General features: G+C 50.5%; 14 protein-coding genes. 7 read left to right on the forward strand and 7 right to left on the reverse strand.

Features of this window, described 5'->3' with window-relative positions:
• Positions 1 to 79 precede the first annotated feature (79 nt).
• A complete protein-coding gene (gene cysM, locus DFR42_RS20990) occupies positions 80 to 982 on the forward strand; it encodes a cysteine synthase CysM (RefSeq protein ID WP_110257000.1) in 903 nt (300 codons plus the stop codon).
• Positions 983 to 1253: 271 nt separating this feature from the next.
• On the opposite strand, the gene DFR42_RS20995 is transcribed toward cysM, so the two are convergent.
• The 5 genes from DFR42_RS20995 to DFR42_RS21015 all read right to left on the reverse strand — a co-directional run bounded on the left by DFR42_RS20995 (position 1254) and on the right by DFR42_RS21015 (position 6978).
• Positions 1254 to 1553, reverse strand: a complete 300-nt coding sequence (locus DFR42_RS20995; RefSeq protein WP_110257001.1) for a hypothetical protein — start codon at positions 1551 to 1553, stop codon at positions 1254 to 1256.
• 335 nt (positions 1554 to 1888) lie between these two features.
• Entirely contained in the window at positions 1889 to 3013 is a 1125-nt protein-coding gene (gene mltB, locus DFR42_RS21000; protein ID WP_425450897.1) for a lytic murein transglycosylase B, read from the reverse strand.
• A gap of 19 nt (positions 3014 to 3032) precedes the next feature.
• A complete protein-coding gene (locus DFR42_RS21005; RefSeq protein WP_110257003.1) occupies positions 3033 to 5045 on the reverse strand; it encodes a transglutaminase TgpA family protein in 2013 nt (670 codons plus the stop codon).
• A gap of 4 nt (positions 5046 to 5049) precedes the next feature.
• Entirely contained in the window at positions 5050 to 6024 is a 975-nt protein-coding gene (locus DFR42_RS21010; protein WP_110257004.1) for a DUF58 domain-containing protein, read from the reverse strand.
• A gap of 33 nt (positions 6025 to 6057) precedes the next feature.
• Positions 6058 to 6978 (reverse strand): AAA family ATPase, encoded by a 921-nt coding sequence (locus DFR42_RS21015; RefSeq protein WP_110257005.1) that lies wholly within the window; start codon positions 6976 to 6978, stop codon positions 6058 to 6060.
• A 287-nt stretch (positions 6979 to 7265) separates the two neighbouring features.
• Here DFR42_RS21015 and DFR42_RS21020 point away from each other — a divergent pair, with 287 nt between their 5' ends.
• The 5 genes from DFR42_RS21020 to DFR42_RS21040 all read left to right on the forward strand — a co-directional run bounded on the left by DFR42_RS21020 (position 7266) and on the right by DFR42_RS21040 (position 11218).
• On the forward strand, positions 7266 to 8204 hold the full coding sequence (locus DFR42_RS21020; RefSeq protein ID WP_110257006.1) for a histone deacetylase family protein: 939 nt from the start codon (positions 7266 to 7268) through the stop codon (positions 8202 to 8204).
• Between the two features lie 3 nt (positions 8205 to 8207).
• Positions 8208 to 8762: a GNAT family N-acetyltransferase gene (locus DFR42_RS21025; RefSeq protein ID WP_110257007.1), complete on the forward strand. Its 555-nt coding sequence runs from the start codon at positions 8208 to 8210 to the stop codon at positions 8760 to 8762.
• A 21-nt stretch (positions 8763 to 8783) separates the two neighbouring features.
• A complete protein-coding gene (locus DFR42_RS21030) occupies positions 8784 to 9293 on the forward strand; it encodes a nuclear transport factor 2 family protein (RefSeq protein ID WP_245937036.1) in 510 nt (169 codons plus the stop codon).
• A 210-nt stretch (positions 9294 to 9503) separates the two neighbouring features.
• Positions 9504 to 10436 carry a ribosome biogenesis GTPase YlqF gene (ylqF, locus tag DFR42_RS21035; protein WP_110257008.1) on the forward strand — a complete coding sequence of 311 codons (933 nt, stop codon included), beginning with the start codon at positions 9504 to 9506 and terminating at the stop codon, positions 10434 to 10436.
• A complete protein-coding gene (locus tag DFR42_RS21040; protein WP_110257009.1) occupies positions 10433 to 11218 on the forward strand; it encodes an enoyl-CoA hydratase in 786 nt (261 codons plus the stop codon). Before ylqF ends, DFR42_RS21040 begins: the two co-directional genes overlap by 4 nt.
• An 8-nt stretch (positions 11219 to 11226) precedes the next feature.
• Here the strand turns inward: DFR42_RS21040 and DFR42_RS21045 are convergent, their stop codons facing one another.
• Together DFR42_RS21045 and DFR42_RS21055 are read right to left on the reverse strand one after the other, a co-directional pair.
• The gene (locus DFR42_RS21045; RefSeq protein ID WP_110257010.1) at positions 11227 to 11664 is read right to left on the reverse strand and encodes a hypothetical protein; all 438 of its coding nucleotides are present in this window, start codon (positions 11662 to 11664) and stop codon (positions 11227 to 11229) included.
• Between the two features lie 654 nt (positions 11665 to 12318).
• Positions 12319 to 12987 carry a GntR family transcriptional regulator gene (locus tag DFR42_RS21055; RefSeq protein WP_110257012.1) on the reverse strand — a complete coding sequence of 223 codons (669 nt, stop codon included), beginning with the start codon at positions 12985 to 12987 and terminating at the stop codon, positions 12319 to 12321.
• A gap of 324 nt (positions 12988 to 13311) precedes the next feature.
• On the opposite strand from DFR42_RS21055, the gene DFR42_RS21065 reads away from it, so the two are divergent.
• Entirely contained in the window at positions 13312 to 14079 is a 768-nt protein-coding gene (locus DFR42_RS21065; protein WP_245937037.1) for an AraC family transcriptional regulator, read from the forward strand.
• The last annotated feature ends 166 nt before the right edge of the window (positions 14080 to 14245 follow it).

Here is a 14245-nt window from a genome sequence, read left to right on the forward strand (position 1 = left end):
TCAGGCAGGAAGCTTATGCGGCAAGCGTCTAAGGGTAACTGCGTTTAGAATAAGAGTTTGTATTTTTCAGCTGCATACCATGACCTATCTGACCATTGAAGACACCATAGGCAATACGCCGCTCGTTAGATTGCAGCGCATACCTGGCGCTGAAAATCAGCGACGCAATAATGTCATCCTCGGTAAGCTGGAGGGAAATAATCCTGCTGGCTCAGTCAAGGACAGGCCAGCCTTGTCCATGATCAAAAGGGCAGAAGAACGTGGCCAGATCAAACCTGGCGATACCCTGATAGAAGCAACCAGTGGCAATACTGGCATAGCTCTGGCCATGGCTGCGGCCATGCGCGGCTACAAGATGATTTTGCTGATGCCAGAAAATCTCAGCATAGAACGCCGTCAAAGCATGGCTGCCTATGGCGCACAGATCATGCTCACGCCCAAGACTGGCGGCATGGAATATGCGCGTGATCTGGCTGAGCAAATGCAGAAAGAAGGGCGCGGCGTGATCCTCGATCAATTCGCTAACCCCGATAATCCGCTGGCACATTATGAAGGCACAGGGCCGGAAATCTGGCGCGATACCAAGGGCAAGATCACCCATTTCATCAGTGCCATGGGCACTACAGGTACTATCATGGGCGTCTCTGCTTACCTGAAAGAGCAAAACCCGCAGATACACATCATTGGTGCTCAGCCTGAAGAAGGCTCGCAAATTCCTGGCATACGCAAATGGCCAGAAGCCTATATGCCCAGGATTTATGATAAGGCCAGGGTTGATCAGGTGGAGTCTGTGACCCAGGCTGATGCCGAACACATGGCGCGCAGGCTGGCAGTGGAAGAGGGGATATTCTGTGGTATTTCTGCCGCAGGCGCTTGCGAAATAGCCTTGCGGGTGGCCCAAACCGTGGAAAACGCTACTATCGTTTTCATCGTTTGTGACCGCGGTGACCGTTATTTGTCGACAGGTGTATTTCCCGCCTGATTATCGATGCCAGGATTTTAAATCGGCTATCACCTGATGGGCGCATGCTTTGCGCTCATTATTCGCGCTCATTATCTACATAAAAACATAGTTTGCAGGAAAAGACAGTTTGCTACATCAAGCTGTCACAAATCACGTGCAAAATAAAACAAAGACGAAAAAAAATACCGAAATCACGCTTGTGGCGCGTTTTCGGTATTTTTCAATAAAGCAGTCTTCCTGAAAAATCCGAAGATTTAACAGGCAGCGACTACCTATCAAATAAAAAGACTTATGCTGCGTCTTTTGGTTTGAATTGTTTGTCGCTGATGCGGAACTTCGCACGACGGTCGCCCATCAATTCGCGCAGTTCTTTGATGCTGACATCGCTGATTTCATGCATGCGGATCAGCAGTGATGCGCCGACCGGCAGGCGACGATGCCTGATTTTACTGATTACTGGTGGTGCCACTTCCAATGCTCTGGAGAGTGCTGCATCGTTTTTCAAATGCAATTGCTTGATCAGAGTATCCAACAGATTGTTTGGATCATAGTCGATTTCATCGGATTCAAGCTGGGTCAAATTTGCCATAATTACCTCGCTGTGTAGTTTATTGACGCTTAATTAGTTGCTTCAATAAAAAATTAATCAAACGGTAATATTGTATCTTTAAAATATAATTTGCTTGTCAGAAAAATAGCAAACCATTGTTAAATCTCTTGACACTTTGCTTAGTTAAGAAGTAAATGTGTCAACTAGATAACAACACTTTAGTTTAGAAAATACTGAATGGCAATGTTTATTCCAGTAATTAGTTACTAGAATAACATAAATTAACAATTTTATTTGGTTTATTAAAATCTGTTAAATTGCCAGCTTCTTCTCCCATCACTCTGTGATGCGCCGCTAAACGCATTAAGTGAGAATTATTTTTGTCTGGCCGCAGCGATGACACGGCCAAGATCATAGACCGACATTGCATAAAAATAACTGCGGTTATACAAGGTAATGGCGTAAAAATTTTCTGTTGCAAGCCAGTATTCTGTTGCGTCATTGCCATTTTGCAGATCAACAAGTCCGTATTGAATAGTTGTTGGCGCTTCGACACTGGCTGTTGTCGCGATGGCTTTTAAATCCTGCAACTGATAGCTAGCCAGCAAACCTTTCCCCAGGGCAGTGTTGAGTTGCTCACTTTTCTCTGCAACCACCAGCGTGGCGGGGAAGGCAACCGGCAAAGCGCGCTTCCAGCCATGCATGGACAGATAGTGGGCAACACTGCCAATGGCATCGACAGGTGAATCCGTCAGATTGATTTTGCCATCGCCATCAAAGTCGACGGCATATTTTCTGATGCTGCCGGGCATGAATTGCGGCCAGCCTATGGCACCTGCGTAAGAGCCTTTGAAGACAAAGGGATCAAGTGAAGACTCCCTGGCCATCAGCAACATATTTTCCAGTTCGCCACGGAAAAATTGCATGCGGGCATCGCGGGTGGGCGTATCCGGATAATCAAATGCCAGCGTGGTCAAGACATCCATAACGCGAAAGCCGCCAGTCTGTTTGCCAAAGATGGTTTCGACACCGATCAGGCCAACAATGATTTCTGGTGGCACACCATATTCACGCTCGGCTTTTGCCAGCGCATCTGCATATTTATCCCAGAAGGCGACTCCTGCCTCGATGCGATAAGGTTCAACGAAGCGGGCGCGGTAGGCTTTCCAGTTCTTTGGTTTGCCCGGTGGAGCCGGACGCATCAACTGTCTGGCAGTTTCTATATATTTGACTTGCTTGAAGGTGGCTTTCAATTCTGCTTCAGTAAAGCCGTGTTTGCTGACCATGCTGTCGATGAAACTGGATACTTCTTTCCATTGCTGGAAATGGCTTTCATCTTTTTTAGCTACCGGCGCGGCACTATGGGCAGCTTTCTTAACTTGTTTCTTAGTGCTGGCACTGGCCTCACCTGCAGTGACGAGGGCCGTTGCAATGAAGAGAGAACAGATGCAATTTTTCAGAGTGCCAAACTTGCTTATTACTGGTGTGGTGTAAGAGATCAAAATACGTCAATAAAAATTAGCGGCATGCTGCCAGCAAGGTTTTTAAACGCCGGATCAAGTTGCTTTCCGGACCTGGGTCTTTGCCATAGCGTGCGCTTGTATACAAATTCAGAAAACGCTCAGCGTTTTCAAAGTCGCTGGCAGGAAGGCTGGTGCGCAATCTATTCAGATAGTCTATTGGCCCCTCATGCAAAGCGCGTGCTGCGGTCTTTTTTTCCATCTTGCGACAGAAAGAAAAGTATACCTTATCAAGCGCAGTAACATGAGGCTGGTTACGCATCAAAGGCAAGGCCATTAAACCCAGCACCAGACTGGCGATGGCAAAAAACAGCAGGCTGATCTGGGTCCAGTCTATGTGTTGAAAGCCCAGAGAGTTGAGCAGGCTGATCTGCCTGCTTTGATTGTAGTTCAGTACCCACTGATTCCATGAGTTATTCGCGGCACTCCACTGCATGCGTATCTGGTTGAAAAAGGAAATCCCGGCAGGACTGAGGTTCATCAAACCCGCCAGGCCTTGTCGTTGCACCGCATAATTGAGCGATTGCTGTACCCGCTCAGGAGCAACAGCGGCAGTTGGATCTACCCGCAGCCAGCCTTTGCCTTCGAGCCAGACTTCGGCCCAGGCATGTGCAGCGGATTGACGGATTTCCAGGAAACCATCAACAGAATTGACTTCTCCACCCTGATAGCCAGCCACTACACGTGCTGGTATACCACTTGCCCGCATCAACAACACAAAGGCGCTGGCATAGTGCTCGCAAAATCCAGCCTTGGTATCAAATAAAAATTCATCTGCACTATTTTTTCCTAGCAGTGGCGCATCCAGCGTGTAGGTATAGCCCTGGCTGTTGAAGTATTTGAGCACGGCCGAAATAAGTTGCATATCATCATGATATTGCTGCCGCAGACTGGCCGCGAAAGCTGCAGTGCGTGGGTTATAGCCCACGGGCAGGTAAAGTGCATGTATCTGTTTTTCGCGGTTGCTATCGGCTTCCAGTTGATAGCGAGGGTATGAGCTTATCGTGTATTTAATTCTCTCTTGTGTACTTTGCTCACGCCGGGTTTCCATTTGCCGGTTAGTCACGATATTGGCCTCTGCACTGCCTTCTATTTCTGCTTTGCCAGCAGGCATGTCCAGTGCGAACAACCAGTTTTGGCCATTTGCTTCCAGTGTTATTTCTTGTCGTATGGGCTTGCCTGCATAGTTAATCCAGCTGGGTTCCCCATCTTTTTTGTAGAGAGATCTCCTGTCTTCGTGTGACCAGTTGCGGCCATCAAATTTGTCCATGACGATGCCACGCCAGTAAAGCAAGGCTTTAGGTGGTACTGCCTGATCGAATTTGACACGAAAGGCGATTTCTTCGGATTGTGCCAGCTCACTGATATTGCCTGGCGACATGGAATTCGATAAACCGCTGCGTGCTGATTGTGCATCTCCTGGCAAACCCCATAACGGTCCCTGTATGCGCGGGAAGAGCACAAAAGCAATAACAGTGAGCGGAATCGCCAACCCCAGTATGGTGGCGCCAAACTTGAGCCTTTGTTTTAATGGCGGCACCACACCGGTATAGTGGAAAGATAACTGTGCCGTCAGCAATAAGCACAAGCCTGTCATGGTAAGTAGGGCTGCCAATATGGTTTGCTGGTAAAAGAAACTCGTTAGCAAGATAAAGAAGCCAAGGAAGATGACCACGAATAAATCGCGCTTTGCATGCATCTCCAGCAGTTTGCAAGTCAACAGCAAGACCAGCATGGTAACGCCAGCTTCGCGTCCCAAAAAAGTTCTGTACGTCAGGTAGACGCATGCCATCATCAGGAAAGCTACAGGCAACAATAACTTTGCAGGCGGGAGGCGGCGGCCACTCAAGGTTAGCCAGCCGCGCCAGGTAAGTAGCAAGGCACAGCATGCATTCACCCACCAGGTCACATGGTCGGCATGTGGCAAGAGGACGAAGGCGCAGGCGAAGATCAGTAAAAGGGTATCAGACTTGTCACGAGACAGGATGGTACGGAATAGGGGAGTCTTCATGTGCTCACCTGTCGTAAAGCGCTAATGCACGCAGGCAGGCATTGCAATGCTCGGGCCCATTTGCTGGTGGATATGTAGTGTGACCCAGACGGAAGCCAAACATCAGATCGCGCTGGTCTGCTTCCAGTACCCAACTGGTCATACGTGAAAGTTTTAACTCTGTATCCATGTTGCCTGGCAGCGCAGAAAAATCGAGCATGACATCACTACCAGAACCACCGGCAAATTGCTTGGTCACCAATTGACCTCCAAGCGCAGTATCGACTTTGGCAATCTGCTTCCATGCCAGATGTTTCATGGAGTCTCCTGCCTGATAGGCGCGCACGCCGGCAAAATCTTCATCACCGGCGTGTCCCTGCACCTCGGTTTTTTTACCCTGACCTGACATTGGCAAAGGTGGCGCATTGGTTTCTGGCTGGGGGTAGACCAGCGCATGGGAGTCCGCCAGCCAGGTACTCCAGGCGCGCAGTAAACCCAGTGGATAACTGGTCTGCAAGCGTATCCTGGGAATGGCCTGTAATCCTCGGCTGATCGTGGGATAGCTGAGTTGTACTGCAACCCGGCTGTCAGCACCGATATCGACAAATTTTTCTGGATGACCCTTGTCGGCAAAACCTACACTGATGGCGTAACGCGGGTGCATGCGCCGGTTGATCAGGTAGACCGTGAACTCGGTTTCTTCACCGGCAAAAACGGCCCTGGCTGGTCCGGCCAATAAATGGAGATAGGCCAGATTGCGAAAGGCATAAAACACATTGACCATGGCCACGCCTCCCAGCACATAAGTCAGGCCAAAACCAAGATTGAGGCTGTAGTTGGTCGCCCCCAAAAACATCAGCAATAACAGGACCACAAATACCAGGCCAGGTTTGCTGGGCAGGGTGAATACCCTTCGCTGGCTCAGAAAGACTTCGCCGCTTTCTGGTTTATGTTCCAGAAAAACGATCTTGCGCAGCTTTTGTTTAATCGATGTGAACATGCCGTTAAATATTGTATTTTTTTGCAGGCAAGATCAGACACTGACACGCTTCATCAGTTGCGCCAGTAATTCACTACTGGCACTGACTTTGCCTGTCATGGATTTTAATGGACGCAGCCTGTGAGCAATGACCGGGATCAGGACTGCCTGTACGTCTTCTGGCAAGACATGATCACGACCCTCCATTGCAGCCCACGCACGTGCGGCCTGCAAGAGCGCGATAGAGGCACGCGGACTCATGCCTTCGGCAAACAAATCACCCTGACGTGTGGCATGGGCCAGTGATTGCACATAGTCGATCAGTGCGGGTGATGTATGGATTTTTTTTAATTCCTGCTGGGCTTCCATCAATTCTTCTGCCTGCATAACGGCAGGCAGTTGCGCCAGCAGGCTACGCCTGTCTTCCCCCAGCAAGAGCGCACGCTCCGCCGCGGCATCAGGATAGCCCAGTGAAAGGCACATCAGGAAACGGTCAAGTTGCGATTCAGGCAAGGCAAAAGTACCCACCTGATGGGCTGGATTTTGTGTGGCAATGACAAAGAAAGGTTTGGGCAGATTGCGGGTTTGACCCTCTACCGAGACCTGCTTTTCTTCCATCGCTTCCAGCAAGGATGATTGTGTTTTTGGCGTGGCGCGGTTGATTTCATCTGCCAGTAGTACCTGGGCAAAGACGGGGCCAGGGTGGAACACGAATTGCGACTTTTCCCTGTCAAAAATCGAAATGCCAACGACGTCAGCAGGCAATAAGTCACTGGTGAACTGCAGGCGGTTGAATTTCAGGCCAAGAGACGTTGCCAGCGCATGCGCGAGGGTAGTCTTGCCTACCCCTGGCAAATCTTCTATCAACAGATGGCCGCCTGCCAGCAAACAAACCAGGGCCTGCCGGATTTGTAGCTCCTTGCCTATGATGACATTGTTGACCTGTTTGGCGACTTTATGTACTTTGGAAAACATGTTTTCCCCTATTGATGAATGGTTGTGCTTGCCTGAAATCCGCTGGGCCTGGCGTCATACTTAAGCGCATTTGCCCGTGAATTGTCAAATTTCTGTACGGATAGTGTAAACGGAATTGTCAAAAACTGTTGCCCATGGTGAAAAGTTTCAGATAAACGGATTTGCAAAATCAGGCAAATAGGGTGAAACTGATAAGAACACAGATAAGATAAACGGAACAATTCTCACAAACCCCGGGCTGGCATGAACGTGACTGGCCAGTTTTGTGACAGTTCTGGCACAGAGACATGACAACTGCGTACTACACCCATGCTGACTGCAAACGCCATGAAATGGGATCATGGCATCCTGAATCACCAGACCGCCTGCAAGCTATTGATGATCAATTGATCGCCAGCCGTATCAGCACCTTGCTTGATTACCGCGAGGCGCCACAAGCCACTGAAGCGCATCTGGCGCGTGTCCATACTGCCGATGCGATTTACCGGATAAGAGAGAACTGTCCTTCGGAAAAGTCGGAATACAGCCATTTCCCGCTGGATGCCGATACTTCACTGAATGCCTATACCTGGCGCGCCTCTTTGCGTGCCGCAGGTGCGGCAGTTGCCGCGACCGATGCGGTACTCAATGGTGAAGTGGAAAATGCCTTTTGCTCCGTACGCCCGCCTGGTCACCATGCGACACCCAGCGAAGCCATGGGCTTTTGCATGTTCAATAACGTCGCCGTGGCCGCCAAACATGCGCTGGAAGTGCGCGGTTTGCGGCGCATTGCCATCGTCGATTTTGATGTTCACCACGGCAACGGTACCGAAGAAGCCTTTCGCAATGATGAGCGGGTACTCATGGTCAGTTTTTTCCAGCACCCTTATTATCCCTATACCGGTACTGAGCATCCGGCCAGCAATATGGTGAATATCCCTGTGCCTGCACACAGCTATGGTGACGTTGTGCGCCAGTTGATTACCGAGCAGTGGTTACCGGCCTTGCGCAAATTTGAACCAGAAATGATCTTCATCTCTGCCGGTTTTGATGCCCATCGTGAAGATGATATGGGACAGATGGGTCTGGTCGAAGCCGACTATGCCTGGATCACCAAAGAAATCATGCAGATAGCTGAGGAGTTTTCCAATAAGCGCATCGTCAGTTGCCTCGAAGGCGGGTATAACCTGTCTGCGCTGGCAAGGAGTGTGGTGGCTCACCTCAAAGTTCTGGCTGATCTGGACTGACGCATGATAGCTTACAGTAGTCTCAGCCCCTTGAAGACGGAGCGTCTCTTGTTGCGCAAGCTGGAGCGTAGCGACATCGACGCTGCCGCCATTATTCATGGCGATCCCGCCACCAATATCCATAATCCCAGCGGCCCCAGATCGCGAGAGGCCACCCAACTCTTGCTGGATGACTGGGCAGGTGCCTGGGATCGCCAGCCTGTCGGTTACTGGACCGTTTGCACTATAGACGAACCACATCAGGTGCTGGGCTTCGGTGGCATCATGCACAAGCAGATTGGTGACTTCAGTGGCTTGAACATGTATTTCCGCTTTGCTGCCCATACCTGGGGCAAGGGTTATGCGACGGAAATGGCCAGGGCTGCCTTGCATGCCGCCTTTGTCGCGCTGGCAGAAGACGCAGTGTATGGCCTGGTCAGACCTGCCAACCTTCCCTCGCGCCGCACCCTGGAAAAAATTGGCATGCAGCTTTATTCCAAAGTTGACGATGTGCCGGGTGAAGCTGCCAGCCTGATTTATCGCATCACCCGCGCAGAGTACCTGGACCAGCAGAACTGACCTTCATCACAGGACATGAATATGAAAAAAGCACTGGCCACACTATTGGCTCTACTGGCGATGCAAACGACTCTGGTTCATGCGGCAGACGACACTGCAAGCCTCACCGCCAAAGTCGCCCAGTTCATCGATGAATGGCATGACGATGCTGCCCATGCGAGGCTGCAATACTTCGACAAAATGGCAAAAGACGGCGTCTACATAGGCACTGACAAGACTGAACGCTGGACCAGGGATGAATTCAAAGCCTGGGCCAAACGCTTTTTCGAACGCCCGTCTGCCTGGGCCTTCAAGTCGTTTAACCGCCATATCAGCATGTCAGAAGACCGTAAATTCATCTGGTTTGATGAGCAATTACAAACCCAGATGGGTATCTGTCAGGCGACCGGTGTGATAGAGCAAACCGCCAAAGGTTTTGAAATCAGGCATTACCAGCTGTCATTAACCGTGCCGAATGATTTAACAGACTATCTGGCAGCAGGAGTGAAAAAGCTGGAAGAAAAGCAGGCAGGGCAAACGCCAAAGAAATAATGTCATCCAAAACCTTGATGATGACTAAGTAGCAAGCAAGGTATCAAGTGGGCCATGCTTTCAAGCAGATAAGTTTGCAAAATAGACCATCAGATAGCAAGAAATAGCCCGCAAATTACCTTGTTTTAAGACGAATAAGGCAAAATCCGGCGCAAGCAGGGCAGAGTTCCGTACAATATCGCTTTGTTTTTGCTAAAAAGAAGAATAAGCATGTCCATACAATGGTTCCCCGGCCACATGAACGCCGCCCGCAAGAAGGCGGCGGAAACCATGGAAAACACCGATCTGGTGATAGAAGTGCAGGATGCCCGCATTCCTCAAGCCTCTTGCAACCCCATGGTTGAGTCGCTGCGCACCTTCCGCCAACGTCCTTGTTTGAAGATCTTGAACAAGGCTGATCTGGCCGACCCCAATGCCACCAAGGCCTGGCTGGATTTTTATAATGCCCAAAAAGGCGTGTTCGCTGTCGCCCTGAGCTGCAAAAAGCCATCTGATGTTGCCAAAGTGCCGGGCCTTGCCCTGAAGCTGGCACCACATCGCGGCGTGCCGACCAAGCCTTTGCGCATGATGATCATGGGCATACCCAATGTCGGTAAATCGACCTTGATGAATGCCTTGCTCAAAAAACGTGTCGCCAATGTCGGTGATGAACCGGCTGTGACCAAGACCCAGCAGCGCCTGTACCTCGGCAAGAACATGATCTTGACCGATACACCCGGCATGCTCTGGCCCAAGATAGAACATCCTACTGACGGCCTGATGCTGGCAGCCAGCCATGCTGTCGGCGTGAACGCGCTGATCGAGGAAGAAATCGCAACCTTCCTGGCTGAGCAATTGCTGATTCATTATCCAAAGTTCATCACAGCGCGCTATGGCTTTCCAGTCGAAGGCATCGATGCAGTCTCCGTTATTGAAGGCGTAGCCAAAAAACGTGGCTACAAGCTCAAAGGTGGTGACTGGGATTATGAAAAAGCCTCTCACACCCTGTTGCTCGATTACCGCAGCGGTGCCTTGGGACGCGTCAGCCTGGAAACCCCGGCCAGCCGCGAGCATTTGCTGGCAACCTATGTGCCGCCAGTCTTGCTGGGGCAGGGCAAGAGTGTACAGACTGGCATGGAGCCAGAAGCGGAAGACGCAGAATGAGTGTCGCAGCAGAAGCACCGTTTGTATTGCGCAGCGATGCAGCAGGTGTCACCACACTGACACTGAATCGTGGCGAACGCTTCAACCCTTTGTCAGAAGAAATGCTGGCTGCCTTGCAGGCTGAGTTCAAGGCCATCGCGCTTGATGATAGTGTGCGGGTCGTTGTGCTGGCTGCTGCTGGCAAGGCATTTTGTGCTGGCCATGACCTGAAACAAATGCAGGCAAATGCTTCGGAAGCCTATTACAAGAGCCTGTTCCAGCAATGCAGCAAGCTCATGCTGGCTATCCAGAAGCTGCCTCAGCCTGTCATCGCCCGTGTGCAAGGCTTGACCACTGCAGCCGGTTGCCAGTTGGTGGCCATGTGCGATCTGGCTGTTGCCAGTGATAATGCCAGCTTTGCAGTGTCAGGCGTCAACGTAGGCCTGTTTTGCTCCACGCCTGCGGTCGCCTTGTCGCGCAATATCTCGCGCAAGCAAGCCATGGAAATGCTGCTGACGGGTGACTTCATTGATGCTCATACCGCCATGCAGCGTGGCTTGATCAATCGTGTCGTCAGCCTCGAACAACTCGATACCTGTGTCGCAGAACTGGCGGCCAGCATCATCGCCAAACCTGCTGTGGCGATCAGCATGGGCAAGCAATTATTCTATAAACAGCTGGAAATGGGTGTGGACGCGGCGTATCAACTGGCCGGACAAACCATGGCCTGCAATATGCTGGATGCGTCGGCGCAAGAAGGTGTACAGGCTTTTCTGGAAAAACGCAGACCTGACTGGTCTTGATATCGTTCTTATTGTTCAGGCTCAGGATCTTTGGTCCTGAGATGGTCGGCAATGACCGCACCGAGTGAACACCAGACACCAGCGACAAAGCAGGTGTACAAGACGGTATAAGTATTTGGCAACTGGGCAGGGTTATCGCTATAGGCGAAACTGGCATAGCAGTACACCAGTGCTGTCGTTGCTATGCCCAGCAAATACCCATGCATCATTGGCGATTTCTCTGCCAGATATCCCACCAGCAAACCTGGCACCACATATTGAGCAAGACCAAAGATTGCCATGAATAGCTGGTTTCCCCATAAGCCAGTATCTGTATTCACCAGAGTTGGAGGTGCCATGGATGCTTTGAGCACCGCAATAAACACGAAATACAGCACCCCATACACGACAGTCGACAGGGCGATTGCTTCGGTGTTGGGTTTGGAAATAAAAGGGTGGAATGCCATAGGGGCAAGATTATACTCTTAGCTGCTAAAGAATTGGGCACAATTGAGTGGGTTTTGTGGCATTCTTTAATCGTGCAGTTTGCTACCGTTGGGATGCAATTTCAGGGGCAATCTTCGTAACGTCATTCCTGCGTGCTTCTAGCAGGAATCCACCGGGCTGGCGCTCCAGCGACGTTCATGGCACATTGGCAGGTAAACTAATTTCAGATTCAATTTTTTGTGTATCTGATTTTTAAGTGCCTGCACACGTATTTTAAGATTGCCGGCCGGTGGTAGACCGGCGGCTACCCACCTTTTTGTCTCGCCAAAAAAGGTGGGCCAAAAAGGCGACCCAGGCGTAGCCGCCCCTACGGGGTTCCCGTTTGTGCAGTACAAAAAATGGGAAGGCCCGAAACTCGCTACGCTCAAACAGCGGTCCTTCTTAATCCATTTTCTGTACTGCACAAACGGCGTCTACGCATGGGAACTGCTGAAGGTCAAAAGCAACCCCAACGTCAAAAGCAACCCCAACGTCAAAAGCAACCCCAACGTCAAAAGCAACCCCAACGTCAAAAGCAACCCCAACGTCAAAAGCAGCCTCGACGTCACTTAGACCTTGGGCATATTTGTTGGATTTGTAGTCAACGGGAGTTTCTAACCCCCAAGATGCCAAACCTACCCAATCACCTTACGCGCAAACGACTCCAGGTAATCCATGAGACCGTCAGCCGCCTTGGCTGACTGTTCTTCGTTGCCTTTGGCAATCGCCTTGGCCACCAGCATATGGCAGCGGGCGCCTTCTTCTATGTCGCCTTCGTGCTGGAAGGCGTACCAGAAGCGGCGGCATTTGATGATGAGGGGGATGACGGCTGCTACGGCAGATGGGTTGCGGCAGGCTTCGTGGACGACATGGTCCAAAGCCTGGTCGGCTGCCATGTAGTCGTTGAGGTCATTGCGTTTGGCGGCGACCAGCATTTTGTCGGCGCATTCTATGATGTCTTTGCGGTGTTGTGGCGTGGCGCGGCGGGCGGCGCTGGCGGCGATCAGGCGTTCTATGACGCGGCGGGTTTCTATCAGCGTCATGTGTTCAGCAGCTTCGATGTCGCTGATGATCAGGCCGCGCCTGGGCATCTGTTGTATCAGGCCATTCGAGGACATCCGCATCAGGGCTTCGCGCAGCGGAGTGCGACCAAGGCCGGTTCTTTCTACCAGTTCAGACTCGACTACAGGTGAGCCGGGTTTTAACTGCAGCGTGACTATCATGCTTTCTATGGCGTCGTAAGCAACGTCAGCTGCACGCAGCTTGGGAGGGAAAGTCAGTATTTTTTCAGGAGTAGCAAGCATCAGATATCCATGTTCTGTATTTTGTATGGATTTTACCTATTCGTGTACGAATTTTACCTTGTAAAAAGCCGTACTCTTCAAATTCTACGTGTTTTTGTATTATTAAGGCTGTTTTTTGACCTGTGGCAATATATTCCTTTACTCGATTTTGCCATGGACTGTCCGTATTTGCTGGTGATTTGCGCAGAAATCAGCATAGGTGTAGATTTTAAACCGGATTTTAAGTTAAGCTAGGCATTATTAATATAATTTAAATATATTTATAAATTATTTTAATTGCAATAAAAATATTTCGGAACTATCTTTGCCCTTGGAGTTGATCAATTGCCTTTACCATCATCCACTTTTCCTGCTCAGGAAAAACGCCAGCTAATGGCCAGCCAGATGGCGAATGTGTTTTTTTCTGAAAGCCTGTTCGATGCCATGCCGGACATTGTTTTCTTCGTCAAGGATAGCGAAGGTCGTTACCTGGTCGTCAATCACACCCTGGTCAGGCGCTGCGGTGGTCGCGACAAGGAGGCTCTGCTGGGCAAGAAGGCAGAAGAGCTTTTTCCAGTTTCGCTGGCCGCCAGTTATGCGGCGCAGGACGCGCTGGTGCTGAGTGGCAAGAAAGAAATTCATGATCAGCTTGAACTGCATCTGTATCCCAACCGCTCACCCGGCTGGTGCCTGACGCAAAAAATCCCTTTGCGGGATACACGCCATCAAATCATAGGTATGACCGGTATTTCACGCGACCTGGCCATGCCAGACCAGCGCCATCCTGTGTATGCCAAGATAGCCACAGCCGTCAAACACCTGCATCAAAATTATACCCAGACCATCGCCATGGCTGATCTCGTCAAACTGACTGGTCTGTCTGTGGCGCAACTGGAGCGTAATTTCCACAAGATATTTTCACTGACACCCAGACAGATGATGGTCAAGATACGCCTGGATGCGGCTTCTTCGCTATTGGCAGAGTCAAAATTGAGCATCACGGATATTGCCGTTGCCTGTGGCTATCAGGACCATAGTGCCTTTTCCCGTATCTTTAAGGCGACAGTAGGGATGACGCCTAGCGAGTACCGCGACGTCATGCTGCGCAAATGAAAACCAGAGAAAGCCAAAATATTTCATTTTGGCAATAGTCATCCGGATGACAATCTTTAACAAAAATGTGTTTTATTCTCTGCACAGTGCCTTGAGGAAATGAACCCCGGGCGCAGAAAACCAAAACACTTCCTGGCATCTTGTACAGGGGGATAAGAAAAACTGG

The organism is Undibacterium pigrum (assembly GCF_003201815.1).
GTDB lineage: Bacteria > Pseudomonadota > Gammaproteobacteria > Burkholderiales > Burkholderiaceae_D > Undibacterium > Undibacterium pigrum.